At 69.1% G+C, this 25,066-nt stretch carries 26 protein-coding genes; 11 read left to right on the top strand and 15 right to left on the bottom strand.

Translation table 11 applies throughout. The features are described from left to right. The 3 genes from KZC57_RS09660 to KZC57_RS09670 form a co-directional block, all read left to right on the top strand. On the top strand, positions 1–1,267 hold a 1,267-nt coding region (locus KZC57_RS09660), incomplete at its 5' end, for a hypothetical protein (protein WP_247641621.1). Between the two features lie 717 nt (positions 1,268–1,984). Beyond that, the gene (locus KZC57_RS09665; protein WP_247641622.1) at positions 1,985–4,645 is read left to right on the top strand and encodes a hypothetical protein; all 2,661 of its coding nucleotides are present in this window, start codon (positions 1,985–1,987) and stop codon (positions 4,643–4,645) included. Between the two features lie 26 nt (positions 4,646–4,671). Next, positions 4,672–4,971, top strand: coding sequence for a hypothetical protein (locus tag KZC57_RS09670; protein WP_144881674.1), 300 nt, complete (start codon positions 4,672–4,674; stop codon positions 4,969–4,971). A gap of 352 nt (positions 4,972–5,323) precedes the next feature. On the opposite strand, the gene KZC57_RS09675 is transcribed toward KZC57_RS09670, so the two are convergent. The 6 genes from KZC57_RS09675 to rpsF all read right to left on the bottom strand — a co-directional run bounded on the left by KZC57_RS09675 (position 5,324) and on the right by rpsF (position 9,650). Beyond that, complete coding sequence (locus KZC57_RS09675) at positions 5,324–5,689, bottom strand: cupin domain-containing protein (RefSeq protein WP_217583550.1); 366 nt, start codon at positions 5,687–5,689, stop codon at positions 5,324–5,326. Positions 5,690–5,699: 10 nt separating this feature from the next. Next, on the bottom strand, positions 5,700–7,841 hold the full coding sequence (locus KZC57_RS09680) for a CapA family protein (protein WP_247641623.1): 2,142 nt from the start codon (positions 7,839–7,841) through the stop codon (positions 5,700–5,702). Positions 7,842–7,982: 141 nt separating this feature from the next. Beyond that, positions 7,983–8,435, bottom strand: a complete 453-nt coding sequence (gene rplI / locus KZC57_RS09685) for a 50S ribosomal protein L9 (protein ID WP_105950679.1) — start codon at positions 8,433–8,435, stop codon at positions 7,983–7,985. Positions 8,436–8,446: 11 nt separating this feature from the next. Further along, entirely contained in the window at positions 8,447–8,701 is a 255-nt protein-coding gene (rpsR, locus tag KZC57_RS09690; protein WP_017203799.1) for a 30S ribosomal protein S18, read from the bottom strand. Positions 8,702–8,772: 71 nt separating this feature from the next. Then, the gene (locus KZC57_RS09695) at positions 8,773–9,276 is read right to left on the bottom strand and encodes a single-stranded DNA-binding protein (protein WP_025102815.1); all 504 of its coding nucleotides are present in this window, start codon (positions 9,274–9,276) and stop codon (positions 8,773–8,775) included. A 5-nt stretch (positions 9,277–9,281) separates the two neighbouring features. Further along, positions 9,282–9,650, bottom strand: a complete 369-nt coding sequence (gene rpsF, locus KZC57_RS09700; RefSeq protein WP_021201450.1) for a 30S ribosomal protein S6 — start codon at positions 9,648–9,650, stop codon at positions 9,282–9,284. 225 nt (positions 9,651–9,875) lie between these two features. Between rpsF and KZC57_RS09705 the strand changes: the two genes are divergently transcribed. The 3 genes from KZC57_RS09705 to KZC57_RS09715 all read left to right on the top strand — a co-directional run bounded on the left by KZC57_RS09705 (position 9,876) and on the right by KZC57_RS09715 (position 11,280). After that, positions 9,876–10,580 (top strand): hypothetical protein, encoded by a 705-nt coding sequence (locus tag KZC57_RS09705; protein ID WP_231919541.1) that lies wholly within the window; start codon positions 9,876–9,878, stop codon positions 10,578–10,580. An 88-nt stretch (positions 10,581–10,668) separates the two neighbouring features. After that, positions 10,669–10,899, top strand: coding sequence for a DUF2283 domain-containing protein (locus KZC57_RS09710; protein WP_060922052.1), 231 nt, complete (start codon positions 10,669–10,671; stop codon positions 10,897–10,899). A gap of 174 nt (positions 10,900–11,073) precedes the next feature. After that, positions 11,074–11,280: a hypothetical protein gene (locus KZC57_RS09715; RefSeq protein WP_105950682.1), complete on the top strand. Its 207-nt coding sequence runs from the start codon at positions 11,074–11,076 to the stop codon at positions 11,278–11,280. A gap of 31 nt (positions 11,281–11,311) precedes the next feature. On the opposite strand, the gene KZC57_RS09720 is transcribed toward KZC57_RS09715, so the two are convergent. The 5 genes from KZC57_RS09720 to KZC57_RS09740 are packed head-to-tail and all read right to left on the bottom strand — an operon-like array spanning position 11,312 to position 16,519. Then, on the bottom strand, positions 11,312–12,151 hold the full coding sequence (locus KZC57_RS09720) for an ABC transporter ATP-binding protein (RefSeq protein ID WP_247641624.1): 840 nt from the start codon (positions 12,149–12,151) through the stop codon (positions 11,312–11,314). Further along, positions 12,144–12,959: an ABC transporter ATP-binding protein gene (locus KZC57_RS09725; protein WP_060922055.1), complete on the bottom strand. Its 816-nt coding sequence runs from the start codon at positions 12,957–12,959 to the stop codon at positions 12,144–12,146. The genes KZC57_RS09720 and KZC57_RS09725 overlap by 8 nt, the downstream gene beginning before the upstream one ends. Then, a complete protein-coding gene (locus KZC57_RS09730; RefSeq protein WP_025102819.1) occupies positions 12,956–13,867 on the bottom strand; it encodes an ABC transporter permease in 912 nt (303 codons plus the stop codon). The genes KZC57_RS09725 and KZC57_RS09730 overlap by 4 nt, the downstream gene beginning before the upstream one ends. Further along, positions 13,864–14,925: an ABC transporter permease gene (locus tag KZC57_RS09735; RefSeq protein ID WP_058631931.1), complete on the bottom strand. Its 1,062-nt coding sequence runs from the start codon at positions 14,923–14,925 to the stop codon at positions 13,864–13,866. Before KZC57_RS09735 ends, KZC57_RS09730 begins: the two co-directional genes overlap by 4 nt. Positions 14,926–14,935: 10 nt before the next feature. Then, entirely contained in the window at positions 14,936–16,519 is a 1,584-nt protein-coding gene (locus KZC57_RS09740; RefSeq protein WP_105950685.1) for an ABC transporter substrate-binding protein, read from the bottom strand. Between the two features lie 151 nt (positions 16,520–16,670). Between KZC57_RS09740 and KZC57_RS09745 the strand changes: the two genes are divergently transcribed. Further along, a complete protein-coding gene (locus tag KZC57_RS09745; RefSeq protein ID WP_234024180.1) occupies positions 16,671–17,258 on the top strand; it encodes an Lrp/AsnC family transcriptional regulator in 588 nt (195 codons plus the stop codon). Between the two features lies 1 nt (position 17,259). Here KZC57_RS09745 and KZC57_RS09750 read toward each other — a convergent pair whose 3' ends face one another. After that, on the bottom strand, positions 17,260–17,619 hold the full coding sequence (locus KZC57_RS09750; protein WP_231919542.1) for a hypothetical protein: 360 nt from the start codon (positions 17,617–17,619) through the stop codon (positions 17,260–17,262). A gap of 65 nt (positions 17,620–17,684) precedes the next feature. On the opposite strand from KZC57_RS09750, the gene KZC57_RS09755 reads away from it, so the two are divergent. After that, complete coding sequence (locus tag KZC57_RS09755; protein ID WP_217583524.1) at positions 17,685–18,590, top strand: hypothetical protein; 906 nt, start codon at positions 17,685–17,687, stop codon at positions 18,588–18,590. Continuing rightward, the gene (locus KZC57_RS09760; protein ID WP_247641625.1) at positions 18,587–19,672 is read left to right on the top strand and encodes a DUF3137 domain-containing protein; all 1,086 of its coding nucleotides are present in this window, start codon (positions 18,587–18,589) and stop codon (positions 19,670–19,672) included. The genes KZC57_RS09755 and KZC57_RS09760 overlap by 4 nt, the downstream gene beginning before the upstream one ends. 224 nt (positions 19,673–19,896) lie before the next feature. On the opposite strand, the gene KZC57_RS09765 is transcribed toward KZC57_RS09760, so the two are convergent. Then, the gene (locus tag KZC57_RS09765) at positions 19,897–21,210 is read right to left on the bottom strand and encodes a glycosyltransferase (protein ID WP_247641626.1); all 1,314 of its coding nucleotides are present in this window, start codon (positions 21,208–21,210) and stop codon (positions 19,897–19,899) included. A 63-nt stretch (positions 21,211–21,273) separates the two neighbouring features. On the opposite strand from KZC57_RS09765, the gene KZC57_RS09770 reads away from it, so the two are divergent. After that, entirely contained in the window at positions 21,274–21,912 is a 639-nt protein-coding gene (locus KZC57_RS09770) for a TetR/AcrR family transcriptional regulator (RefSeq protein ID WP_247641627.1), read from the top strand. 4 nt (positions 21,913–21,916) lie between these two features. On the opposite strand, the gene KZC57_RS09775 is transcribed toward KZC57_RS09770, so the two are convergent. After that, positions 21,917–22,663 carry a 3-hydroxybutyrate dehydrogenase gene (locus KZC57_RS09775; RefSeq protein ID WP_247641628.1) on the bottom strand — a complete coding sequence of 249 codons (747 nt, stop codon included), beginning with the start codon at positions 22,661–22,663 and terminating at the stop codon, positions 21,917–21,919. After that, positions 22,660–24,045 carry an MFS transporter gene (locus tag KZC57_RS09780; RefSeq protein ID WP_217583517.1) on the bottom strand — a complete coding sequence of 462 codons (1,386 nt, stop codon included), beginning with the start codon at positions 24,043–24,045 and terminating at the stop codon, positions 22,660–22,662. The genes KZC57_RS09775 and KZC57_RS09780 overlap by 4 nt, the downstream gene beginning before the upstream one ends. A 103-nt stretch (positions 24,046–24,148) precedes the next feature. Here KZC57_RS09780 and KZC57_RS09785 point away from each other — a divergent pair, with 103 nt between their 5' ends. Next, the gene (locus tag KZC57_RS09785) at positions 24,149–25,060 is read left to right on the top strand and encodes a LysR family transcriptional regulator (RefSeq protein WP_247641629.1); all 912 of its coding nucleotides are present in this window, start codon (positions 24,149–24,151) and stop codon (positions 25,058–25,060) included. Positions 25,061–25,066 lie beyond the last annotated feature (6 nt).

The raw sequence follows: 25,066 nt of genomic DNA on the forward strand, positions 1-25,066 counted from the left end.
ACCGGCGCCTGCCCCGGCGACCGGGTCGAGCACCTCGGGCGAGGACGGCACCGCGAGCGGCACCCAGGTCGTCGCCCCGGTGACGGCCCCGGTCAGCGTCGGCGGCAACGCCATCTCGCTCCTTGGCGACAGCGAGGCCTCCGGCACCACCGGCGGCACCGCGACCCCGACCGCACCCGCGGCCGGCGGGAGCACCACCGGCGGTGACGACAGCATCCTCGGGGGCACGCAGGCCGTGGCACCCGTGACGGCGCCTGTCACCGTCGGCGGCAACGCCATCTCGCTCCTCGGCGACAGCGAGGCCTCCGGCACCACCGGCGGCACTGCGACCCCGACCGCACCCGCGACCGGGTCAAGCACCTCGGGCGAGGACGGCACCGCGAGCGGCACCCAGGTCGTCGCCCCGGTGACGGCCCCGGTCAGCGTCGGCGGCAACGCCATCTCGCTCCTCGGCGACAGCGAGGCCTCCGGCACCACCGGCGGCACCGCGACCCCGACCGCACCCGCGGCCGGAGGCAGCACCACCGGCGGCGAGGACAGCACCCTCGGCGGCACCCAGGTGGTCGCACCCGTGACCGCCCCCATCGGCGTCACCGGCAACGCCATCTCCGTCACCGACGACGCCACCGTCACCGGCACCACCGACGGCACCGCGTCCCCGACCGCACCCGCGACCGGAGGCAGCACCACCGGCGGCGACGACAGCACCCTCGGCGGCACCCAGGTGGTCGCACCCGTGACCGCCCCCATCGGCGTCACCGGCAACGCCATCTCCGTCACCGACGACGCCACCGTCACCGGCACCACCGGCGGCACGTCCCCGACCGCACCCGCGGCCGGCGGCAGCACCACCGGCGGCGACGACAGCATCCTCGGCGGGACTCAGCTGGAGCTCCCCGTGACGCTTCCCATCACGATCGGCGGGAACGCGATCTCCGTCGTCGGCGAAAGCACGGTGACCGATCCCGGCACGAACCCCGGAACGGACCCGGGCACTGATCCCGGAACGGACCCCGGCACGGACCCCGGCACCAACCCCGGCACCGACCCCGGCACGGACCCCGGCACCGACCCCGGAGTGAACCCGGGAATGACGCCGAGCACCGGAGCCGGCATGACCAGCATGCCCTGGGCTGCGGGTGCCGCCGCGACGGGTGAGGCCACCGGCCTCGCGATGACCGGTGGCGCTTCGGCCCCGTGGCTGTGGGCCCTCGCCGCTCTCCTGCTGCTGGGAGGTGCGGGCCTGCTGCGCCGTCGCACGGCGTAGGTGCTGAGCCCCGGCGGCGGCGATGTCCTCGGGGGAGGAGACTCGCCCCCGCCGGTGCGCGGCAGCGTCCGCACGTGCGGTGCAGCCCTCGCTGCGCTTCCTCTGCCGAGCGTGACCGCCGCGCAAACGGCGGATGCCCCGTGGTCCCCCCACCGCGGGGCATCCGTGCGCCCGTTCGACGAGGCGCAGCTTCGTCACGTCGTCCTTGTGGGAAACGAGATAGCAGCCGCTATCCGCCCGGCACCTACGTCCGTCTAGTCCGGCTTCTCCTCCACGAGTCGATACTCGATACCCAGGACGTCATCCGGGTCATGGAAACGGATGGCGCCAGAGCGGAACGGAGCGACGATCCCGCTCGGCTCGACACTCCACTCCCCATCCGAGGCTTCTTCAAAATCGAGGTGGGGTTCTTCAAGCTCTTCCTAGGAGAGCCCCGATGACGCGCGGGTCCTCGGAGTCCCATCCATTACTGAGAACCTTGTATACCCCGCAGCGACTGTCGACGCCGTCAACAGGCTGACGGCCGTTGAACGTTCGACGCCGTCTATTGCGTTGCTCGTTGGCGCCTCGATAGCATTCGGCAGCCCGGCGGGTGTCGCCGGTCTCATCGTCTGATGAGTCCGCGAACCGTTTCGCAGACTCCTGTCTGTCGAAGGAGCTCTGGTGAGTTCTACGCGTGTAATCGTGTCCTCCCTAGTTCTCTCGAGCGTTCTCCTGGTGAGTGCGATCGTTCCGTTCGAGTCGGCGGCTGCTCAGGTGCCCGCGGACAGCACGAGCACTCCCGCACCCGAGGATCCGCCGGTACCTGCGGTCGAGAATGTTGACCGCAATGACCTTGATGTGGTGTCACGTTCGGAGTTCGAGACCCGCTATGTCGATAGCGCTGGGAGTGAGGTGGCTCAGTTCTCCGTCGACCCTCTCAACGTGCGCGTCGACGGAAAGTGGGTTGATGTCGACCCGAGCTTGTCTAGGGATAACGATGGGTGGACTGTCGAACAGCACCCGCTTGCCCCCGAGTTCGCTCCCACAGCCGACGGCCAGAACACGGTCACCGTGACACGTGACGGCCACGAGGTCGCCATGTCTCTCGTCGGAGCAGACGAGGGTTCCCCCGAGGCGCCGGTGTGGCCGTCGGACGACTTCAGCTCCCTCGCTTATCGTGATGTGCTTCCCTATGCTGACCTTGAGTACACAATCACTCCCGGGTCCGTGAAAGAAGCACTGGTGCTCCACGCCGCGCCCGCTGCAGGTAAGCACTCGTGGACCTGGCGCATCGACCCAGGAAACTTGACGCCCGCACTGACCGAAGAGGATGTTCTCGAGTTCGTGGACGCTGATGGGGCGGTCGTGATGTCCAGCCCGACGCCCATCGCCTGGGACTCCGCCTCCGACGGCACTGCAACCCCTCGCGAGGAAGTCGTCTTGGATGCCGCGCTGCTGCGCAGCTCGAACGAGAACTGGTTCTACCGCGTCTCCATCGAGGAGTCCTGGATACAGGATGCCGACCGGGTGTTCCCCGTCTACATCGATCCCGAAGTGGTGGGCACGATCGCGAACCAGAACTCGTACAAGTCCGACGGCGGTCAGTATCTCGGCCAGCAGCACATCGGAAACACAAAACAGCCTGAGGGCGACCGCTACTGGCGTGCCGTCGTCAACTTCGCAGGCGGCGCCTCCGTCGGAAAGTTCATCGAAGCATCAGACCTCGGCATCACCTACGCCGGAGTTGGGTCTACCGCCACCCACTCCGGCAATGTGCGCGTTGGCACAGCGTGGGAGTATGGCGGGTACAGCACCGTGCTCGATTCCTATTCCCTGGGCGCCGGGACGACACAGACCAACGGAACTACGTTTCCCACCTACATCGCCAGCCGCTTCGGCAAGGCGTCAGCCACCAACGTGGCCTTCATGATCAGCGGCGCCGAGGGCACCGTCTATAGTCACAAACGCGTCACCACCGACCTCTGGGTCAAGTATCACGCCCACGTCAACCCCACATTCGTGACCGGCACAGGCGGGTCGCCCACAAACGGCGCCACCGGTGTGACGTTGACCCCCACCTTCAGATCCACAGCAACTGCCGTCACCGGTTCCAGCTTGCGATACTCCTACCGGATTTTCACCGACCCTAACGGAACACCCTTCTACACATCACCGGAAACGACCTCGGCTGTTCATCGGGTTCCCGATGGGACGCTGAAGCCCGGTACGAAGTACTACTGGCGCGCCTACGTGCGCGACGCGGGTTGGGATGGCCACCTCGGACAATCCACTCTCCGCTCCACCGGTGCGTGGAGCTTCACCACCACACCCATGCCGGCCATGGACGAGGGGCGAGAACTTCATGAGCAGGCTGGCGACCTCTACCCAGTGCCCGCGACCGTGATCTCCGCCGGGGAAGCCGTCACGGTTCCGGTTGAAGGGCTGTACGGGATGCCGTCGTTTGCGGACGGGCTCGATGCCGTGGTCGCCAACGTGAGCATCCGTAGCACCACCACACAAGGCGCTTCGATCCGCGCGTGGCCGAGCGATCTGGACGAACCCGACGCGACCATGCTCGAGAGCGCGTCAACCCACTGGAACTCCATGTTCACACCCATAATGGTCGGCAGCGACGGCACCATACAGGTCCGGAACCTTTCCGCCTCTCCCATGGAACTCAAGCTCTACATGCTCGGATACGCCACGGTGCCCTCACGCATACTCCCCGCTGATGAGACTGAGGAATCCGAGCACATCGAGCCCATCGACGACAGCCAAGACGAACTCCTGGAAGGAGATCCCGACGGAACCGAGCCGGAAGCACCCCCGGAAACCCTCGTCATCGAGAACGAGACGGGAGAGTTCCTCGTCACCACGGAAGAACTCACCCCCGCCGATGCACAAGAGGTGACAGAAGGCGGCGGGGGCATTACAACGTTCGGTTTCATCCCCCCGAAATCGCCCGCACCCACTAACTGGCGCGGCTGCGGCCTCTTCGACAAGAACGAGCAATACGTCAAAAGCTACGATCGCAAGCGACTGAGGAACAGTTTCTCTGGTTCCGTCGCGACCCTCCGGTGCGGAACGGCCAGGGACTATGGCTTTCGGCATGTTCAGGCGCGCCATCAAGGGGAGTGGACCAACGTTGGCGGACGGGTGGGGGTGCAGTGGCGCGACATGGCCGACTGGTCCATCGCCTGGATGCTCTACGACCCCGACCGAGTCGTCGCCAGCGGTCCCAACTTCTGTTACTCCCGGACAGTTTTCGTCTACAACAAGAAGACTGGGCAGAAGGTCTATCAGACTAATGTCCGGCTGTTCCTCGGAAAAACAGGTCAGAGAATCATCACCGCGAACCCTGGTCGACAGTGCTCAGGAATCAACTTGGTCCGCTAGTAGCCCGCCAACGAAAGGACACCAAGATGTCTCGACGCCTTCTGCGCCTATCGCCGGACTACGGAAACATCCTCCCCGTTTGGGAGGAGACACCAGGTCTCGAGGCAGGTGACCTCGATCCCGAAGATTCAGGGCTCTCGGATGGTCTGGTACAGGAGCTCCTCGCATGGAACACCCGTTGGGAAGAGTTTCTGTACTCGAGCATGCCAGAAGACGAGTTGGAGAAACACCGCGACGCATGGGAGAGAGAAGGCCGCAGCCTCGCCAAACGCATCGAACTCGAACTCGGCCGCGAGATCGACGTACACGTCACCTATAAGCCTTGAGCTCGCGATACTGCTCACGGGCGCGCGGCGGGGGTCGGTCCGCCTGGCCGCGCAACCCTGGATGCCATCAATCGCAACGTCCAAGGCGATCTGTTGCTGCAAGTCAGAGCCGCCGGGGCACCAACCGGGACCCTACCGATACTCGGGATCGCCGCCTGGTGGTCGAGGACTGACTCAATGGACGATCCTCGCCCCCGCCGGTGCGCGGCAGCGTCCGCACGTGCGGTGCAGCCCTCGCTGCGCTTCCTCTGCCGAGCGTGACCGCCGCGCAAACGGCGGATGCCCCGTGGTCCCCCCACCGCGGGGCATCCGTGCGCCCGTTCTGCGGACGCACGGGACGCGATGCGGGGGCTTAGCCGAGCTCCTGGAGATCTGCCGTCATGTCGCCGCCTGCGTCTCCGGTGTTGACCGTGCCCTTCGGCTCGAAGAGGATCGCGTGCACCTCTTCCTCGGCTTTCGGGCAGTGCTCGACGCCCCGGGGCACAACGAACACGTCGTTCGGGTTCAGGATGACGTCGCGGTCGCGGAGCTGGATCGTCAGGCGTCCGCTCACCACGAAGAACAGCTCGTCGGTCTCGGGATGCGTGTGCCAGACGAACTCGCCCTGCAGCTTCACGACCTTGACGTCGTAGTCGTTGACGCTCGTCAGCCGGTGCGGCTGCCAATGCTCGTGGATGGTGGACAGGGCCTCGTGCACATTGCGAACGTCGTCCGTCATGGCCAGCAGCCTATCCTCCGCCCGGGGCGATCGATCCGTCGGCGTCGATGACGGCGGCACTGCCCGGGAAGTCCCGCCGCCCGCGCTCGTCCATCAGTGCGCCTGCGCGACCGGTCGGATCGGGCGCCGGGGCACCGACTTCTGCGTCAAGACGGACGGACCGGATCTGTCCGCCGAGGAAGGTGCCGTCCGCACCGAGACGGACCGACAGGTAGGCGCCGAAACGGGTCTCCTCCTCCGCCCCGAAGATGCCCCCTCCCGCGAAGTTGCCCAGGCTGTACGCGATGAGGCGGCCGCGGTAGAACTCCGCGCCCCGGAGGACGTGCGGACCGTGCCCGACCACCAGATCGGCCCCGGCGTCTACGGCCGCGTGCGCGAACGCCCGCGGATCGCCCCGGTTCTCCCCGAAGCTGTGCTCGGCCCCGCCGGTGACCGCGTCGGCCTCCGGTCCCTCGGCCCCCATATGGGCGTGCACGACGACGAGATCGGCGTGCTCCGCGGCGGCGCGCACCACCTGACCGACGTGACGGAGGTCGGTGACCCGGTTGAATCCCCCATACGGCGCGAAGCCGACCAGGGCCACGGTGGTCTCCCCCACCCTCGTCACGACGACCTCGTTCCGGTCCCCGACGGCGTCCATGCCCTCCGCGCGCAGAACGGCCCTCGTCTCGTCGACGCCCTCCCGGCCGAAGTCGTGACTGTGGTTGTTCGCCTGATTGAGCACGTCGAAGCCGCGCAGCGCCGTAGCGGCATCCAGCTCGCTGCGGAACGCGAGGCAGTGGTCGCTCCCGGCGCACTTGTCGACACCGGTGTCCGCCGCGATCACCTGCTCCAGGTTGCCGGTGACGATGTCCTCGGTGAACCAGGGGCGCACCTCGTCGAAGGTCGATCGTCCGCGATCCGCCGGGCTCCCGCGAGACGCGTCGTACAGCAGGATGTCGCCCACGGCGCCGATGCTGACCTCTCCCGCGAGGGTGCCGGCGCGGTCGGCGATCGCGGCGGGGCGGGCGGGGATCGCCGCCGCCGCGCTGACGGCGAGGCCGACCCCCACCAGGGTCAGCACCGCGACCGGTGTCCGCCAGGGGACTCTGCGAGGAGCACCGCCGACCGCGGTCCGCCGACGAGGCAGATCCCACAGCCAGGTGAGTCCGTCGCGAGCGGTGAGGCGATCGAGGCCGATGCACGCGGCGACAAGACCCGCCGTGAGCACGACCGGGAGCAGGACAGCCGCGAGCAGCTGCACGGCCTGCCCCGCGTCGGACAGCACCCCCACGAGCGCGGCGTCGGCAAGGGCCAGCAGCGGCATGTGCAGGAGGTAGATGGGCAGTGTCCGGACGCCGAGCGCCTGCAGGCCCCGCCCGACCAGAGGGAGGCCCGCGAGGATCGGAGCGACCGCGATTCCCATCGCCACCCCGAGGACGGACACCGCCGGCCACACCCCCGGAACGGTCTCCGTGCCCGTCACGCGCATGACGGCGTAGGCGGCGAGGTACCCGAGGGTCAGCGCCCCGGCGGGGGCCGGTCGTGGTTTCGCGGTGAAGCGACGGATGCGCGGCGCGAGATACGCACCTCCGAGGAAGAAGAAGAGGTTGTAGAGGAGCGATCCGCGGTTGCTCACCACGTCGACCAGTCCGGCGGCCACCGCCACCGAGAGCATGCCGGAGCCCACCAACAGGACGCCGCGCGGCAGTCGGTGCAGGCCCTTCGCGACGACGAAGTACAGCGCGAGCGCGTAGAGGTACCAGGTGTTCGGCGGGCTGATCGTCACCCCCTCCACGAACGCGGAGACGCTCCTCGGCACGAACGTCGGGAAGTCCGGGAATGCCCACATCGCGGCGGCGTGGATGAGGCTCCACAGCAGATACAGATACAGGAAGCGGACCACGCGGGGACGGAACACGACGGCCCAGGGCCGGGCCAAGGCTGCCGAGGCGAAGTACCCCGACAGGAACAGGAACAGCGGCATGAGGAACGGCCAGATGAGGTCGCTCGCGAGGCCCCAGGCCCCGGGAAGGGGGATGCCGAGCCGCCAGTCGACCTGCAGGTAGGTCTTCAGCACGACGTGCCAGAACACCACGAGGACGATCAGCAGCCCCTTCGCGGCATCGCCCCAGGGCGCTCTGGATGTCGGGAAGGGGGGTGGTGTCGCCATGGAATCGAGCCAACAGCACAGCATGTTGCGTCGGCGTATGAGAAATGTCGCCTGATCCTCACCGCGTCCGGATGCACGAACGCCCCCTGTCCTCCGGGACAGGGGGCGTTCCGTTCGACAGGCGTACGCCCGTCGGGTGCCTTACTTGGCGGCGACGACCTGCAGCGTGATGACGGCAGTGACGTCCTCGTGCAGACGCACGGTCGCCTCGTGCTCACCGGTCGCCTTGATGGGCGAGGTGATGTGCACCTTGCGCTTGTCGATCGAGCCGAGGCCCGCAGCCGTGACGGCCTCTGCGACGTCGGCGGTCTTCACCGAGCCGAACAGACGGCCTTCCTTGCCGGCCTTCACCGCGAGACGCACCTTGGTGCCCTCGAGGGTGTTCTTCAGGGCCACAGCCTCGTCGCGGTCGTGGATCGCGCGTGCCTGACGCGCGGCCTGGATCGAAGCGACCTGCTTTTCGCCACCACGGGTCCACGCCGTAGCGAAGCCCTGGGGGATGAGGTAGTTGCGGGCGTACCCGTTCTTGACCTCGACCACGTCACCGGCGCTACCCAGCCCGGCGACCTCGTTCGTGAGAATCAGCTTTGCCATCTCAGTACCCCTTACCGGCCGGCGCCAGCGTAGGGCAGGAGCGCCATCTCGCGCGCGTTCTTGATCGCGGTGGCGATCAGACGCTGCTCCTGCACCGACACACCGGTGATGCGACGGGCGCGGATCTTGCCGCGCTCCGAGACGAACTTGCGGAGGGTGGCGACATCCTTGTAATCGATGACGCCGACCCGGATGGACTTCGCGGGAGCGGCGTTCTTCGCGCCCTTCCGCGGCTTGCGGCGGTCGCCGCTCGACTTTCCAGCCATTGCTTTTCCTTAGTGATGAGCGGGGTGCGGCCCTTCGACAAGCTCAGGGACCCACCCGTGAAGAAGTGTTTTCAGAAGGGGGTGTCGTCGCCGAAGCTGCCCGGAGTGCTCCAGGCGTCGGCGCTGGTCGACGAGCCGGGAGTGGACCACGGCTCCTCCGACACCTGCTGCTGCTGCGCGGGACGGGACTGTCCCCCGCCGCCACCGCCCGAGGCCGCACGGGTGACCTGCGCGGTCGCGTACCGGAGCGAGGGGCCGATCTCGTCGACCTCCAGCTCGATCGCGGTGCGCTGGTTGCCCTCGCGGTCCTGGTAGGAACGCTGGCGCAGACGACCCTGCGCGATCACGCGCATGCCCTTGGTGAGCGAGCCCGCCACGTGCTCGGCGAACTCACGCCACACCGAGGCGCGGAGGAACAGCGCTTCGCCGTCCTTCCACTCGTTCGCGGCACGGTCGAAGTTGCGAGGCGTCGATGCGATGGTGAAGTTCGCCACCGGCAGCCCGTTCTGCGTGTAGCGCAGCTCGGGGTCGGCGGTGAGGTTGCCCACCACGGTGATGACGGTTTCGCCGGCCATGAGACTTAGGCCTTCGCAGCCTTGGCGGCCTTGCGGGCAGCCTTCTCTTCGGAGCGCTTGGCCTCGGAAGCGATCATCGCCTGAGCCTCTTCGGCGCGGAGCACCTTGGTGCGCATGATCTGCTCGTTCAGCTTGAGCTGACGGTCGAGCTCCTGCGTGGCGGCGCTGGTCGCGGTGAAGTTGACGACGGCGTAGATGCCCTCGGTCTTCTTCTGGATCTCGTAGGCGAGACGGCGCTTGCCCCAGATGTCGACGTTCTCGATAGAGCCACCATCGTTGGTGATGACCTTCAGGAACTTGTCGAGCGTCGGGGCGACCTGGCGCTCGTCGATCTCGGGGGTCAGAATGACCATGAGTTCGTACTGGTGCGTCACTTACCCACCTCCTTCGGACTAGAACGGCTCTCGGGGATTTCCCGGGAGCAGGAGGGTGTGTGCACGTGCCCGCCCGTGGAATCCCGAATGGACGCCGCAAGGCAGACAACCTCGACAGTCTAGCGGAGTTTCCTCGGAACCGCCTCCCGCACGTCCGCTCCGTCCTTGGCATGCTGGAGGGCGTGCCTGATGACGGTCATCGGCACTAACCTGGAGGGGGGCGCCATGCGCGTCAACAAGTGGGGGGTCGGCGTCGTGCTCGCCGCCGCCGTCATGCTCACCGGATGCTCGGCGGGAGCGTCGGACAAGCCGGCCGAGTCGAAGCCGAGCGGGGCCGCATCGCAGGAGGCCGAAGCGCCGTCCTCCGACTGCCCCGAACTGGCCGACGGCGCCACCGTCGACGGCTCGGCCCTCGGCGCCTGCATCGCCGAGGCCATGACCGACACCGCCGGCTATGCCGCCAAGACCGTCGTGATGGGCATGGAGTCCACCACGCGCTTCAACCCGTCCGAGAAGGCGCTGGAGTCGCTCTCGCCGATGGGCTCGATCGTCGCGATCGGCGACGACGTCTGGGTGAAGTCGCCGTCGAGCGACTGGCAGACCGCCGACCCGTCGTCGAGCGACCCCATCATCGCCGGCCTCAGCACCACCGCGAAGGACGTCACCGCGATGGACCCCGCCGAGACGGCGAAGGCCATCACGGGCGAGTTCACCGTGACCGGCACCGGCGAGCGCCTCGGCCAGAAGGTCTACCTCGTCAGCGGCACCGTCGAGCAGGCGGGCACGCCGGTCGAGGTCGTGTTCGAGGTCACCGACGACTACGTCAACCTCGCCTCGACCAGCTCCGCGACCGTGCAGGGACAGTCGGTCGACGTCGCCCTCGAGATCACCGAGTGGGACGTGAAGCAGGACATCGTCGCGCCGCTCTGATCGCACGGGACACGCGAAGGGCCGGAGCGCACGCTCCGGCCCTTCGCCGTCACCACGACGGTAGCGGAGGAACGAACGGAGGCCGTCGATGCACCTCAGATATGACCCAGAAGCGGACGCCGCCTACCTCCCGGTCGGGCGCGAGCTCCACGCGGGTGAATCCGTCGCGCAGGTACCGGAGATACGCAACCCGCACGGAGCAGGGGAGATCATCCTCGATTTCGACGCCGACGGGCATCTTCTCGGCGTCGAGATCCTCCAGGCGTCGAAGCTCCTCCGGGCCGAAGACCTCGATCGGGCCCGACGCACCACGGTGTAGATCGCCGCGCCCTCGACCGCAATGTAACATTACAGCGCACGAATGCGGCGGGTACTCGTGGGAGGAGCCAGTCTCAGTTGATCGGCTGCTCGCGTAGCGGGAAGGGCGTCCGGCTCCGCCAGTGGGCCGGCATCATCACCGGATGCTACTCCCAATGAACGAGAGGACCGGATCATGACGCTCCACTCAGGACGATGGATCGCCTCCGCGACCCTGCTGATCGTGGCCATCGCTGTGCTCATCCTGCGTATGCAGGGTCTCATCAGCGACACCGCCAGTTCGATACTGATGGCGGCGCTGCTGGCGATCGCCATCGCCGTCGGGATCGCGATGTCGATCCGACGCCACCGGCGGTCGCGGTCACGCACGCACTCCGACTGACGGAGCACCGGATCGGCTTCGTCGTGCCCGTCTAGTAGGCGACGGGAGGCACCTCGGCCCAGACCGCGCGGTCGCCGGCGGAGGGGGCATCGGGGATGCGGCCCGTGCCGTCCGGCTCCGGGATCGCAGCGAGCAGCGCCTGCGTGTAGGGGTGCCGCGGCGCCGCCCAGAGCTCGTCGGTCGGCCCCGATTCGAGCACCCTCCCGCCGAACATCACGAACGTGCGGTCGGCGATGCGGCGCACGACGGCGAGGTCGTGGGAGATGAAGAGCATCCCCGCGCCGGACTCGGCCACGAGATCCCGCATGAGTCCCGCGACACTCGTCTGGGTGGAGGCGTCGAGGGCGGAGATGGGCTCGTCGGCGACGAGCAGCGACGGCCGCGCCGCGAGCGCTCGGGCGATCGCGATGCGCTGCTTCTGGCCGCCGGAGAACTGATGCGGGAAGCGGGTGCGCACCTCGGCGGGCAGTCCGACCCGCTCCAGCCACTCCTCCACTGTGGAACCGGCGGCACCGCGCGCACGGGCGGTCGCGATGCCGTCGGAGATCTGGTCGCCGATCCGCCGGCGCGGGTTCAGCGAGGTCGCCGGGTCCTGGAAGACCATCTGGATGCCCGTGAGCGCCGTGTCACGACGACGGATCCCCAGCGGCGCGACGGGGGCGCCGCGGAACGACACCGTCCCGGCGGCGGCCTTCTCGATGCCGACGACGGCGCGGGCCAGGCTCGACTTGCCGCTGCCGGACTCGCCCACGAGGGCGACCGTCTCTCCCGCCGCGACACTCAGCGAGACGCCGTTCACCGCGATCACGGGCGGGGTGCCCGGGTACCGCACCACCACGTCACGCGCGTCGAGGACGCTGACCTCACTCATCCGCGGCCTCCTCGGGGCTCTCGTCGATGCGCGACCCTGGGAGGGCCGCGAGCAGCATGCGGGTGTACTCGTGCTGCGGGGCGCGGAAGAGCGTCTCCCGATCGGCGAGCTCGACGATGCGGCCGTCCTTCATGACGGCGACCGTGTCCGCGATCGCACTCATCACACCCAGGTCGTGGGTCACGAGCAGGACGGCGAGATTCCGCTCGATCGCGAGGTCGCGCAGGAGCTTCAGGATGCCGGCCTGCACCGTCACGTCGAGGGCGGTCGTCGGCTCGTCCGCGAGCAGCACCTCCGGGTCGCACGCGAGGGCGCAGGCGATCGCGATGCGCTGCCGCTGTCCGCCGGAGAACTGGTGCGGATACCGCTTCAGCGCCTCGACCGGGTTCGGCACCTGCACGGTCTGGAGCAGCTCTACCGCCCGTTCGCGCGCAGCGGCGCCCTTGAGGCCGAGGTGCACGCGCATGTGATCGGTGAGCTGCCGACCGACCGGCAGTTGCGGGTGCAGCGAGGCCGACGGGTCCTGGAAGACCATCGCGATGCGCTTCCCGCGGACGCGGTTGAGACCGCGTCGGTTACGACCGACGAGCTCCTCCCCCGCGAGCAGGATCGAGCCGCCGGTCTTCGCCTGTCGCGGCAGGAGGCCGAGCACCGCCAGGGAGGTGAGCGTCTTGCCGGAGCCGGACTCCCCAGCGAGGCCGTGGATGCGCCCTGGTTCGAGCTCCAGGGACACGCCCTTCACGAGCGGACGGCCGATGTCGATCGTGAGGTCGCGGATGCTCAGCGTCGCCGTGCTCTGCGCGGTCATGCGGGCACCCCCGTCGCGGAGGCGGTGTGCTCCGCCTGCTTCTCGTGTGTGATCTCGGCGGTCGGGTCGAGCACGTCGCGCATCGCGTCGCCCAGGAAGTTGAACGCGAGCACCACGGTGAGGATCGCGAGGCCGGGGAAGACTCCGAGCCACCAGGCGTCGAAGTTCTGCATCGCCCCGGAGATCATCGACCCCCACTCCGCCGTCGGCGGCTGCGCGCCGAGACCGAGGAAGGAGAGTCCCGAGAGGAGCAGGATCGCCGCGCCGATGTCGAGTGTCGCGAGCACGAGGACCGGGCCGGCGATGTTCGGCAGGATGTCGACGAAGAGCGTGCGCAGCGGCGAGTGGCCGAGCAGGCGGCCCGCGATCACATAGTTCTGCCCGCGGAGACCGAGCACGATGCTGCGGGTGACGCGGGCGTACTGCGGCCACGAGACCACGATCGCGGCGATGACGGCGTTGAACAGCGAGGGGCCGAGCGAGGCCGCGACCACCATGGCAAGGATCACGGTCGGGAACGCCATGAAGAGGTCGGTGATGCGCATGAGCGTCTCGTCGACGGCGCGCCCGAAGTACCCGGCGACCGCGCCGACGAGGGTGCCGATGATGAGGGCGGCGATCACGAGCATGAGCGCGAGCGGCAGACTCACCGTCGCGCCGGTCATCAACCGGGAGAAGATGTCGCGGCCGTTGCCGTCGGTGCCGAGGATCGTGTCGATTCCCGGCGGCTGCAGACGGGGCAGCACCTGCGCGTTCGGCGGGTAGGGCACCCACCACTGCGCGGTGAAGGCGACGATGATCCACGCACCGGCGATGACGGTGCCGATGATGCCGAGCGGGGTGCGCCAGGCGCGCGGCCAGCGGAAGCGGAAGCGTCCGGCGGGGGTCGCTGCGGCGATGCGGCTCATGCGATCCTCACTCTCGGGTCGAGCACGCCGTAGAGCAGGTCCACGATGAAGTTGATGAGGAGGTAGATGACACCGACCACGAGACCGACCCCCATGATGCCGGGCAGGTCGAGGTTCGCGGCGGAGTTGTAGGCGTAGGTGCCCAGCCCCGGCCAGGCGAACACCGACTCGACGAGCACCGTTCCGGAGAGCAGGGCCCCGAACGCGACACCCACCACCGTGAGGATCGGCAGCGAGGCACCGCGGAGCACGTAGTCGAGGATGACGCGCATCGCCGGCAGGCCCTTCGCCCGGGCCGCGCGCACGTAGTCGCTGCCGAGGACCTCGAGCACCGACGTGCGGATGAAGCGGGTGAGCAGTCCGATGGTCACGAGCGAGAGCACCATGACCGGCAGCGCGAGGTGCGCGAGGGCGTCGAAGAAGCCCACCGCGTCGCCGTTGAGGAGGTAGTCGACGGTGTAGAGCCCGGTCACGCGGGGAGGCGGGGTGATCGACGGCGAGATGCGGCCGGAGCCCGGAGCGATGCGCAGCTCCAGGAAGAACACGTAGAAGCTGACCAGCGCGAGCCAGAAGGTCGGGACGCTGAGCCCGACGAGCGTGACGACGCGGATGACCTGGTCGGTGACGAGTCCGCGGCGGTACGCGGCGAGGGTGCCGAGCACGATGCTGACCGCGAGGCTGACGATGATCGCGCCGATCGCGATCTCGATCGTCGCGGGCACGGCGGTGGCGAGGTCGCTGGTGACCGGGCGTCCGGTCACCAGCGACGTGCCGAGGTCCCCGCGGAGCAGGTTCCCCATATAGATGAAGTACTGCACGAACAGTGGCTGGTCGAGTCCGTTCGCCTTGATGAACGCCTCGCGGGTCGCGGGGTTCTGCGACGCGCCCTCACCGAGCGCGGCCGAGACCGGGTCTCCCGGCACCAGGTTGGTGAGCGCGAACGTGACGATGGTCACGCCCACCAACAGGAGCAGAGAGGTCCCGGCCCGCCGCAGCAGGTATCCGACGAGAGGCGAGCGGCGCCGCTGCGCCTGCCTCTGCACGGCCACTGTCGTCATGACGATCCGTTCAGCCGGCCGGCTGGATCTCGGCGATGTCCATCTCCCACACGGAGTTGTAGACGGCGCCGGACACGCTGGAGGCGGAGGAGATGTTGCGACCGGGGACGATCAGCGGCACGAACGGGCCCTCGGCCTGCATGGCCTCGGCGAACTCGGTGAAGGCCTCGGTGCGCTGCTCGGCGTCGGTCGCGGCGGCCGCACCGGCGGCGATGCCCGCGATCTCCGGGTTGGCCTCGGCCGCCCAGCCGGCGCGGAGGCCGACCTTCAGACCCGGGGCGAAGGGCAGGAAGTTCGCGGAGTCGGCGTAGTCCGGACCCCAGAACCACAGGCCGAAGCCCTCGGTGCCGTTGACGTACGCGTCGAGCTCGGTCGCGAACGGTGCCGGAGCGAGGTCGACCGCGATGCCGGCGTCCTCGAGCTGCGCCTGGATGCGCTCGGCGAGCGGGGTGAACTCCACGCCGCCGACCGGGTAGTCGTTCGGGAACTGGAGCTTGAGGGTCTGACCGGTGTATCCGGCCTCCTCCAGCGCGGCCTTCGCCTTGTCGAGGTCCTGCTCCACGCCGCTGTCGAGGGCACCCTCGAAGCCGGGCGGGATGACGCCGGTCGCCTGGACCGCACCGGCACCGGCGAGCTCGAGCAGCGCGTCGTAGTCGAGCGCGTAGCGGATGGCCTCCGCGATCTTCACGTTCGCGAGGTCGCCGCCGGCCTCGCCCTGGTTGAGCAGCAGGAAGATGGTCTGGCCGGAAGGCACCGAGTCGACGCTGATGTCGTCGCCGAGACCGGCGACCTGGTCGCCGTTGAGGTCCATCGCGACCATCGAGTCGCCGCCCTTGAGGTTGGCGAGCTGGGTCGCGCTCTCCGAGACGTTGCGCACGACGACGCGGCTGTAGGCCGACTCCTCGTCGCCGTTGTACTCGTCGTTGCGGGTGAGCACGACCTGCGAGCTGAGGTCGAGGGTGTCCAGCACGAACGGGCCGGATCCGGCGGACTCGCCGTCGAGGAAGCCCTGGGCGCTGTCGGAGCCGTCGGTGCTCCCGCCGTTCTCCATGACGACGTCGGCATTGACGATGCCGAGCGCCGGGTTCGCGAGGATCGCGGGGAGCTGCAGCAGCGGCGTCTCCGAGGTGAACCGGATGGTCTTGTCGTCGACCTCTTCGATCCTCAGGCCGCCGAGCAGGAAGTTGGGCTTGGCGTCTTCCATCCCCTGGATGCGCTGCAGCGAGAACACAACGTCCTTCGCCTCGATGGGCGAGCCGTCGGAGAACACGCGGTCGCCTTCGAGCGTGAAGGTGAACTCGGTCGCCTCGTCGTTCTGCTCCCACGACGCCAGGCCGGGGACCGGAGTGGACACGTCGGAGCCCTCGAAGTCGACGAGGGTCTCGTACAGCGCCTTCGCGATCATGTTGCCGGTCGGGTCGTACGTGTGACCCGGGTCGGTGGTCTCGATGGAGAACGCGGTGTCGATGACGAGGGAGTCGGACCCCTGGGACGACTCGGAGTTGTTCGCGGAGTTCCCCCCCGAGCAACCTGCGAGCGCCAGGAGCGCGACGGCTCCGAGTGCGATGACCGGCGTGATACGGCGTGACGACATCAGGGCCTCCAAGGGCGAGGAGTACATTCGGGTGCGGCCGCCACCGATGTGGACGACCGGGGATCAGATTCGCATCATATGCGACGATGTGTCCAGCAAGTGCGCGTCACACAGGCACGCATTGTCGAGAACCTCGGATGTGAGGAGCAATATGTCCAGCAAGGACGCGGATCCGTCGAAGCAATCTGGACGAAGTGCCGCCCCCTTGGACGAGACGGCGTACAGAATCCTCGATGTGCTGCGCGATAACGGTCGCGTCTCGATCGCCGCGCTGGCCGAGAAGGTGGGCATCTCGCGGGCCAGCGCGTACACGCGGGTCGAGTCGCTCGTGCACGACGGCGTCATCACCGGATTCAGCGCACGCGTGGATCAGGCCAAGGCGGGGCTGTCGATCGGGGCCCTCGTCTTCGTGACGGTCATGCCGCAGGCCTGGGCGTCGTTCCGGGAGCGGATCATCGAGATGCCGGACGTGGAGTGGTGCGCGATCACGACCGGGGAGCACGACGCGATGCTGCTCATCCGCGCGGTCGACGTGAGCGGTGTGCACGAGTTCTCGACGGGGGTCATCGCGCAGCTTCCCGAGGTGCGGACGGTGGTCAGCGTCGTCGTGCTCGACGAGGTCATCCGGCGGCCCTACCTGCTTCCCGGCGACCTGCCGGAGCGGCAGACGGAGGTTCCGCTCGGGATGACGCGATGGACGCCCGCCTCGCCGGGGCGGGACGCGCTCCCGCCGCGCTGAGTCAGGCGGCCGGGATCTCCTCGACGACGCTGAGCTGCGGGAGGCCGTGCATCTCGTAGTGCTCCACCAGGCGGATGCGGCCGTCCTCGGTCAGCTCCAGCTCGCTCTCGCCGTCACCGGTGACCACGGTGCCGTCGGCCCTGAGCACATGGACGAACGAGACCCAGATCGTGTCGCCGGTACGCGTACCCACGAACTTCCCGAAGGTGACCGTGTCGCCCTCGTAGCCGCCCCAGATCGCGCCGTCGCGTTCGAAGTACTCGAAGACGCTGGGGGCATCGGGATCGACGGCCGATGTCGTGGACGAGACCATGCGGAAGCGTCGGCCGTCGAGGGAGGGGAGAGTGGCGGTGGCAGTCACCCCTCGATTATGGGGGATCGACGGCCGCGGCTCGCGTCGTCGGACGCGGCCGGTACCGTGGTCGCATGGAGTGGATCGCAGACCCCGGCGTCGGCGCGTGGCTGCGGGAGACCCTCGACGACGGTCTGGGCAGCATGCACGCGGTCGTCCCCCGCGGCTTCCCCGCGTACGCCCGGATCTTCCATCCCGCCACGGTGCGGGAGAGTCCCACGGCGGCGGATCCCGACGTGCGCGTCAGCTGGGCGGACACCGCCGCCGCCTTCGGCACGACGATGCACGCAGAGGCGCAGTGGCACCGGATCGTGCGCACTCCCGTCGACGCCGACTGGCGGACCCGCATCGCTCCGGACGGCCGCGAGTTCACGGCGCCGATGGAGGGCGCGCTCGACAGCGACCTCGTGACGGTCCTGGCCGGGCACCTCGCCGCCCACACCGCGACACCGGACGACGGGGTCGTCGCACTCTGGGAGGGGTTCGGCGGTCTGGTCGGCTTCTTCGGAGACGGGCCGTCCCGTGTCTTCCTCACGTTCAGCGAAGACCCGCACCATCAGGCGATGCTCGACCGCAGCACGCACGACCCCTTCAACAACGTCTTCCGGAAGCCCACCTGGCAGGACGGCATCCTCTCGCGCGAGATCTCCGAAGGGCCCCGATTGGAGCTCCCCGGGCGCGACTACGTGCTGTTCTCCGGGGGCGCCCAGGCCTTCGCGGATCCGGACTGGGTGCTCGGCGTGCCGTGGCGCGACCGGGTCGGCGAGGAGCACGGCTTCCCGCCCGCCGCTCAGAGCCCGAACATCCTGTGGCCCGCCGATCGCGCCTGGGTGATGGTCTCGGAGATCGACTACGACTCCACCATCGTGGCGGGCTCGCCCGACCTCATCCGCGGGATCTGCACGGACGAGCGGCTGGAGGCGAAGGCACTTCGCGAGGGCGCCGACCTCACGTGGGACGCCGACGAGGTCAACCGATGACGTCTCCGCAGGCGTCGGCGTCGTTCGATGCGCGGCCCCTCACCGACCCGGTCGACCCGGCCGCCGTCCGCGCCTTCACGGCGGAGCTCCGGTCCCGGCGGACGACCGGCATGGCGGTGTCGTCGATCATCGCCATCGTGGCCGTGGCGATCGCCGGGGTCGTGCTGCTCCCGATCCTCGCCTCCGTGGTGGTGGCGCTGGCAGCGAGCAGCGGCTCTCCCGCCGCAGCGGCGATCCCGCTCGTGCTCCTCTTGCTGGTGGCCGCGGGAGTGGGGGTCCTCATCTGGATGGGCGTCCGCAACGCGCGCACCGCCCGGTACCGCCTGCACCGGTTCGCCCAGGCCAACGGCATGACCTACGAGCCGCGCGTCGACGATCCACCGCTGCCCGGCATGATCTTCCACCTCGGCCGTTCGCGGCTGGCCACCGACCTGGTCCGCGGGACGAACCCGCGCTTCGTGGAGTTCGGCAACTACCAGTACACGGTGCAGTCCGGGAAGAACTCGACGACGTATCGCTGGGGCTACGTGGCCGTGAAGCTCGACGTGCCCCTGCCGAACATCGTGCTCGACGCGAAGGGCAACAACGGCTTCGGCTCCAACCTGCCGGCCTCGTTCCAGCGGGCGCAGCGTCTGTCGCTCGAGGGCGACTTCGACCAGCACTTCACCCTGTACTGCCCTGACGGCTACGAGCAGGACGCGCTCTACCTCTTCACGCCCGACATCATGGCGCGCTTCATCGACAACGCCGCCCAGCTCGACGTCGAGATCGTCGACGACTGGCTGTTCCTCTACACGCCCCGCCGCGCCTCGACGCTCGACCGGGCGACCTGGGCGTGGCTGTTCGGGACGGTGGGGGCGCTCTTGACCAAGCTCGACCAGTGGGCGCGGTGGCGCGACGACCGTCTCGCCACCGCGACGCCCGGTGGCCACGCTCTCCCCTTCGCTCCGCCGGCCGGGATGATCACTCCACCGCCGGGAGTCGCGCCGCAGGGTCGGCGCCTCAAGCGCACGGGCACCTGGGTGCCGATCCTCGTGGTGATCGGATTCGCGGTCTTCTGGATGCTCAGCCGCTGGAACTGACGACGACCCCGATGTGGGGGTGGGTGCCGTTCTGGGGAACCGACGCCCACCCCATCCCCCCTCGGGATCGAAAGGAATTCGACGTTCCCTCCGCATTGACGGTTCGACCGTCCCGCCCGTGGTCAGCTGGGGACTGACGCTGCGTGGCGATACCCGGATGGTATACCGGCGGACGTTGCACCCGGTTGCGTTCATGCGCGGGAATGCACTTTCCCGCGCGGCGCTCAGCGGTGCATCGAGCTGTCGGCCGCGGCCCCGCTCGCGGTCTCCGCGGCCAGGACCGCGTCGAGCGTCTGCCAGGCGTCCGCAGCGCGCATCGCCTCTCCGACCTGCCGCGCGCGATCCCGGAACGTCGGCTCGGCCAGCACCCGGCGCACGGCTTCGGCCACCTGCCCGGGCTTCGGCGCGTTCGTCCGCAGGTTGATGCCCACCCCGGTCCACCCGACTCGGGCGGAGACCTCGACCTTGTCCTCCGTCTGCCCCGCGACCACCAGCGGGACGTCGTGGGCCAGGGCCTGCTGCACCCCGCCGAAGCCTCCGTTGGTGACGAACACGTCGACCTCCGGCAGCAGCCGGTCGTAGGGCAGGTACTCGGCGACGCGGACGTTGGCCGGCAGCTCCGCCGGGAGCGCGTCGACAGGGCGCCCACCGGTGGAGACGACCACGAGCGCGTCCGTCGCGGCGAGCCCGGCGATGGTCGGCAGCACGAGCTGACCGAAGTCGGCGTTGGCGATGGTGCCCTGACTGACGTGGATCACGGGCCGCCGTCCGTCCAGGTCGGACCACCACTCGGGCAGTGGCACGCTCGACGACGCCGCGGGCAGGGGTCCGGCGAAGTGCACGGACGCCGGGAGGTCGGAGCGCGGGTACTCGAACGCCGGCACCGAGAACTGCACGTACGCGTCGGCGCGGCCCGCCCAGTCGAGCACGAATCCGCCGAGATCGCGGCCGACCGCCTCGCGCGCCATGGCGTCGGCCTCCTTCTGCACGCCCCCGAAGATCACGCGCTCCGCCACCAGACGCAGGAAGGCGTTGCGCACCCGTCCGAACGGCCCCCGCATCGGCGTGACTCCGAGCCCGAACGGGGCCGTGTCGACGCTGCGGGCGCCGAGCGGGAAGATCCCGACGACCACGACCGGGGGCCGTTCGGCCTTCGGCAGCCGTTGCAGCAGCGCCGCACCGACGAACAGCGGTTCGGTGAGGACGGCGTCGATGCGGTTCCGCGCCAGCTCGGCGCGCACGGCCTCGAGCTGAGCCCGACCCGGGCGGATGAAGAGAGTGCTCATGTCGAAGCGGAGGGCGGCCACCCCGGTGAGGCCTTCGCGCTCGGGGAACGCGCCGTTCGCGTCGTCGAGGTCGACGTCGGCCCCCGTCGGCAGCGGGCGGAACCGCGCTCCCGCCGCGGTCACCTGCTCCTCGTAACGGGTGCTCGTGAGGAAGAGGACCTCGTGCCCGCCCGCGACGAGGTGCCTGGCGACCTGCAGCAGCGGGAGCACATGCCCGTGGGCGGGGGTGCAGGTGAGGAGGTAACGGGACATGGCGGCTCTCTCGATAGGGTTGGTTGTACCGTTGAAGTATTCATCACCCCGTGAGGAAAGTCAATGACGTCGAGTGCACGCCCCTACCGCTCCGCCCTGCGGACCCGACAGGCCGAGGAGACCCGTGCTCGCATCGTCGCGGCAGCCGCCCGCCTGTTCGCCGCGCAGGGATACCAGGCGACGACGATCTCGGCGATCGCCAAGGAAGCCGGGGTCTCCGCGGAGACGGTGAAGACCACGGCGGCGAAGGCGGAGCTGCTCATCGCCGCCTTCGAGGTCACCTTCTCCGGCTCGGAGGCCGCCGAGACCCTCGCCGACACCGAGGCCGGCTCCGGGCTGACCACCCTTCCCGACGACGTCTTCCTCGACGCCGTCATCACGCAGATCGCCGCCGCGAACGAGCGCGGGCATGCCCTCTGGACGGTCCTCCTGGGCGCGGCGCTCTCCGATCCGGTCGTCGATGCCGCCCTCCAGCGCATCCTCGAGAACCGGGCTGCGGACTACCGGGGGTTCGCGGCGGAACTGCAGCGCCGGGGCATCGTCGACTCGGACCACGACGGCGACGCCCTCGCCGACGTGCTGTCGTTCCTGCTCTCACCGGAGAGCCACCAGCAGCTCGTCGTGCAGTCCGGCTGGTCGCCGGAGCGCTATCGCTCCTGGCTGCGGAGCGCTGTGCTCGCCGCGGCCTCTCCGTCGGCGTGACGGCTCACCGCGCGGACCAGCCGCCGTCCATCGTGTAGCTCGCGCCGGTCACCATCCCGGCGGCGTCGGCGGCGAGCCAGACGGCAAGGCCCGCAACCTCCTCCGGCTCCACGAGGCGTTTGATCGCAGCTTCGGTGAGGAGCACCTTCTCCAGGACCTCGCTCTCCGGAATGCCGTGCACCCGCGCCTGGTCGGCGATCTGGCGCTCGACGAGAGGCGTGCGCACGTATCCGGGATTGATGCAGTTGCTCGTGACGCCGTGCGCGGCACCCTCCAGCGCCGTCACCTTCGACAGCCCTTCCAGGCCGTGCTTGGCCGCCACGTAGGCCGCCTTGAACGGCGAGGCGCGAAGGCCGTGGACGCTCGACATGTTGATGATCCGCCCGAAGCCCCGCTCGTACATCCCCGGGAGTACGGCCCGGGTCAGCAGGAACGGCGCCTCGAGCATCAGCTGCAGGAGAAGCGAGAAACGGGCGGGGTCGAAGTCCTCGATCGGGCTGACGTGCTGCACGCCCGCGTTGTTGACGAGGATGTCGGTGTCGAGGCGGAGTGCGGCCAGTGCATCGCGGTCGGTGAGGTCGACCTGCCACGCCTGCCCGCCGATCTCGTCGGCGAGGGCTTCGGCCGCGTCACCGTCGATGTCGGCGATCGTCACGCGGGCGCCCGCCTGCGCGAAGGCTCTCGCGCAGGCGGCACCGATCCCGCTCGATCCCCCGGTGACGAGAGCACGACGTCCGTGCAGATCCGTCATGCGGCACTCGCAGCCGTGGTGCGTGCGTTCGTGCGGGCGGCATCCGCGTCGTCGATGGCCTGCAGGGACACGCCCTTCGTCTCCCGCAGCGAGAGCACCGCGATCGCCGTGACGATGCAGGCGAACACGATGTAGAGCGCGATCGGCAGCCAGGAGCCGAAGTCCCGGAGCCACTGGATCGCCAGGATCGGCGCCAGCGACCCGGCGAGGATCGCCGTGACCTGCGACCCCAGCGAGACGCCGGAGTACCGCATCCGCGTCGGGAACAGTTCGGCCATGACCGCCGGCTGCGGCGCGTACATGAACGCGTGGAAGCAGAGGCCGATGGTGACCGCGAGCACGATGAGCCCGGGGTTCAGGGTGTCGAACATCGGGAAGGCGAAGAAGGCCCAGGTCGCGCTGAGGATCGCGCCGGTCAGGTACACGGGCTTGCGGCCCCAGCGGTCGGCGAGCCGCCCCGCCTGCGGGATGATCGCGAAGTGCACGACATGCGCGATGAGCAGAGCGAGCAGCAGCTGACTGGTGTCGTACTCGTGGACGGTCTTCAGGTAGACGATCGTGAAGCTGACGACGATGTAGTAGACGATGTTCTCGGCGAAACGGAGGCCCATCGCCTGAACGATCCCGATCGGATACCGGCGCAGCACCTCGACGACGCCGTAGGAGGTGGCCTTCTCCGCCTCGACCTGCGCCTTCGCCTCCAGGAAGATCGGAGCCTCCTCGACGTTGCGGCGGATGTAGTAGCCGACGAGCACGATCACCGCGGAGAGCCAGAAGGCGATGCGCCAGCCCCACTCGAGGAACGCCGCCGAGCTCATCGCCCACGAGCTCACGAGGAGCACGAGCGTGGCGAGCAGATTGCCGACGGGAACCGCGGCCTGGGGCCAGCTCGACCAGAACGCGCGCGACCGGTCGGGGCTCTGCTCCGCGACCAGGAGGACGGCCCCGCCCCACTCGCCGCCGACAGCGAAGCCCTGGATGAAGCGCAGCGCGACGAGCATCGCGGGCGCCCAGTAGCCGATGCTCTGGAAGCCGGGGAGGCACCCCATGAGGAAGGTCGCGGCGCCGACGATGATGATCGTGGCCTGCAGCGTGGGCTTGCGGCCGAAACGGTCGCCGATCTGACCGAAGACGATGCCGCCGAGCGGCCGCGCGATGAAGCCGACCGCATACGTCACGAAAGCGGCGATGATGCCGTCGAGCGGCGATCCGGTGGCCGGGAAGAAGTAGGTGCCGAAGACGAGGCTGGCGGCGGTCGCATAGAGGAAGAACTCGTACCACTCGACGACGGTGCCGGCCATGGAGGCGGCGACGACGCGCTTGAGCTTCGAGGAGGACGGGGCGGCGGCGGGGTGACCGGAGGCGCGGGTGGGGGCGGTCATTTCTCTCCTTCGGTGTCGACGGTGACACATCCGTTCCAGTGTCGGCACCGGCTCGACTTGCAGCAATGCCCAGTGGCGCGCAGCGGCTGTGCATAATTGCAGCATGGATGCGGCGAAGAGGCCTCGTGCCGACGATCTGCTCGTGCTGCTCGCCGTCGCCCGCACCGGCCGGTACACGAGCGCCGCCGCACACCTCGGTCTCGATCACACGACGGTGGCGCGCCGCATCGCCGCCCTCGAGGACGCGCTCGGCGGACGGGTCGTCGCGCAATCCGCGGCCGGGTGGGAACTCACCGACCTCGGGCGCACCGCCGCCGAGACCGGTGGACGCATCGAGGCCGCGCTGTCCCAGCTCGACTCCGCCCCCGGCGAGACTCCTGACCCGATCGCCGGCGTCGTGCGCATGTCCGCCACCGACGGCTTCAGCGCCTACATCGCCGCCCCCGCGATCGCAGAGCTGCGCCGAGCACACCCACGGCTGACGGTCGAGATCGTCGCCGCCACGCGGAGGGCCGCCGAGCACCGCGCCGGGCTCGACCTGGAGGTGGTCGTGGGCGCGCCCCAGACCCGCCGCGCGCAGGCCGTGAAGCTCGGCACGTACACCCTCGGTATGTACGCGTCGCGGGACTACCTCGACCGGACCGGCACCCCGGCATCGCGCGCCGAGGTGGAGCAGCACCGACTCGTGTACTTTGTCGACTCGATGCTTCAGGTGGATGCGCTCGACCTTCCGCGCCGCCTCGTCCCCGGCATGCAGGACGGCCTCACCTCGACCAACGTCTTCGTGCACGTCGAGGCCACCCGCGCGGGAGCCGGGATCGGCCTGCTCCCCTGCTTCGCCGCGGACCGGCACCCGGATCTTGTGCGCCTACTGCCCGAGGTCTTCGCCGAGAAGCTCCCGTACTACATGGTCGCGCGGCCCGAGCCGCTGCGGCTCCCCGCGGTCGCGGCGCTCGCCGAGGCCCTGCGTGCCCGCACGCGTGCCGCGAAGGCGATGCTCGACGGGGCCGGCTGAGCGCCG

Source organism: Microbacterium sp. KSW4-4 (genome assembly GCF_023091185.1).
GTDB classification, from domain to species: Bacteria; Actinomycetota; Actinomycetes; order Actinomycetales; family Microbacteriaceae; genus Microbacterium; species Microbacterium paraoxydans.

Excerpts from the sequence above, each read along its gene's own strand:
- KZC57_RS09785 (WP_247641629.1), top strand. The coding sequence starts at position 24,149 with ATGGATGCGGCGAAGAGGCCTCGTGCCGACGATCTGCTCGTGCTGCTC.
- KZC57_RS09780 (WP_217583517.1), bottom strand. The coding sequence starts at position 24,045 with ATGACCGCCCCCACCCGCGCCTCCGGTCACCCCGCCGCCGCCCCGTCC.
- KZC57_RS09775 (WP_247641628.1), bottom strand. The coding sequence starts at position 22,663 with ATGACGGATCTGCACGGACGTCGTGCTCTCGTCACCGGGGGATCGAGC.
- KZC57_RS09770 (WP_247641627.1), top strand. The coding sequence starts at position 21,274 with ATGACGTCGAGTGCACGCCCCTACCGCTCCGCCCTGCGGACCCGACAG.
- KZC57_RS09730 (WP_025102819.1), bottom strand. The coding sequence starts at position 13,867 with ATGAGCCGCATCGCCGCAGCGACCCCCGCCGGACGCTTCCGCTTCCGC.
- KZC57_RS09760 (WP_247641625.1), top strand. The coding sequence starts at position 18,587 with ATGACGTCTCCGCAGGCGTCGGCGTCGTTCGATGCGCGGCCCCTCACC.
- KZC57_RS09705 (WP_231919541.1), top strand. The coding sequence starts at position 9,876 with ATGCGCGTCAACAAGTGGGGGGTCGGCGTCGTGCTCGCCGCCGCCGTC.
- KZC57_RS09740 (WP_105950685.1), bottom strand. The coding sequence starts at position 16,519 with ATGTCGTCACGCCGTATCACGCCGGTCATCGCACTCGGAGCCGTCGCG.
- KZC57_RS09680 (WP_247641623.1), bottom strand. The coding sequence starts at position 7,841 with ATGGCGACACCACCCCCCTTCCCGACATCCAGAGCGCCCTGGGGCGAT.
- KZC57_RS09755 (WP_217583524.1), top strand. The coding sequence starts at position 17,685 with ATGGAGTGGATCGCAGACCCCGGCGTCGGCGCGTGGCTGCGGGAGACC.
- KZC57_RS09720 (WP_247641624.1), bottom strand. The coding sequence starts at position 12,151 with ATGAGTGAGGTCAGCGTCCTCGACGCGCGTGACGTGGTGGTGCGGTAC.
- rpsR (WP_017203799.1), bottom strand. The coding sequence starts at position 8,701 with ATGGCTGGAAAGTCGAGCGGCGACCGCCGCAAGCCGCGGAAGGGCGCG.
- KZC57_RS09725 (WP_060922055.1), bottom strand. The coding sequence starts at position 12,959 with ATGACCGCGCAGAGCACGGCGACGCTGAGCATCCGCGACCTCACGATC.
- KZC57_RS09675 (WP_217583550.1), bottom strand. The coding sequence starts at position 5,689 with ATGACGGACGACGTTCGCAATGTGCACGAGGCCCTGTCCACCATCCAC.
- KZC57_RS09745 (WP_234024180.1), top strand. The coding sequence starts at position 16,671 with ATGTCCAGCAAGGACGCGGATCCGTCGAAGCAATCTGGACGAAGTGCC.
- KZC57_RS09715 (WP_105950682.1), top strand. The coding sequence starts at position 11,074 with ATGACGCTCCACTCAGGACGATGGATCGCCTCCGCGACCCTGCTGATC.
- KZC57_RS09735 (WP_058631931.1), bottom strand. The coding sequence starts at position 14,925 with ATGACGACAGTGGCCGTGCAGAGGCAGGCGCAGCGGCGCCGCTCGCCT.
- KZC57_RS09695 (WP_025102815.1), bottom strand. The coding sequence starts at position 9,276 with ATGGCCGGCGAAACCGTCATCACCGTGGTGGGCAACCTCACCGCCGAC.
- KZC57_RS09670 (WP_144881674.1), top strand. The coding sequence starts at position 4,672 with ATGTCTCGACGCCTTCTGCGCCTATCGCCGGACTACGGAAACATCCTC.
- KZC57_RS09765 (WP_247641626.1), bottom strand. The coding sequence starts at position 21,210 with ATGTCCCGTTACCTCCTCACCTGCACCCCCGCCCACGGGCATGTGCTC.
- rplI (WP_105950679.1), bottom strand. The coding sequence starts at position 8,435 with ATGGCAAAGCTGATTCTCACGAACGAGGTCGCCGGGCTGGGTAGCGCC.
- KZC57_RS09710 (WP_060922052.1), top strand. The coding sequence starts at position 10,669 with ATGCACCTCAGATATGACCCAGAAGCGGACGCCGCCTACCTCCCGGTC.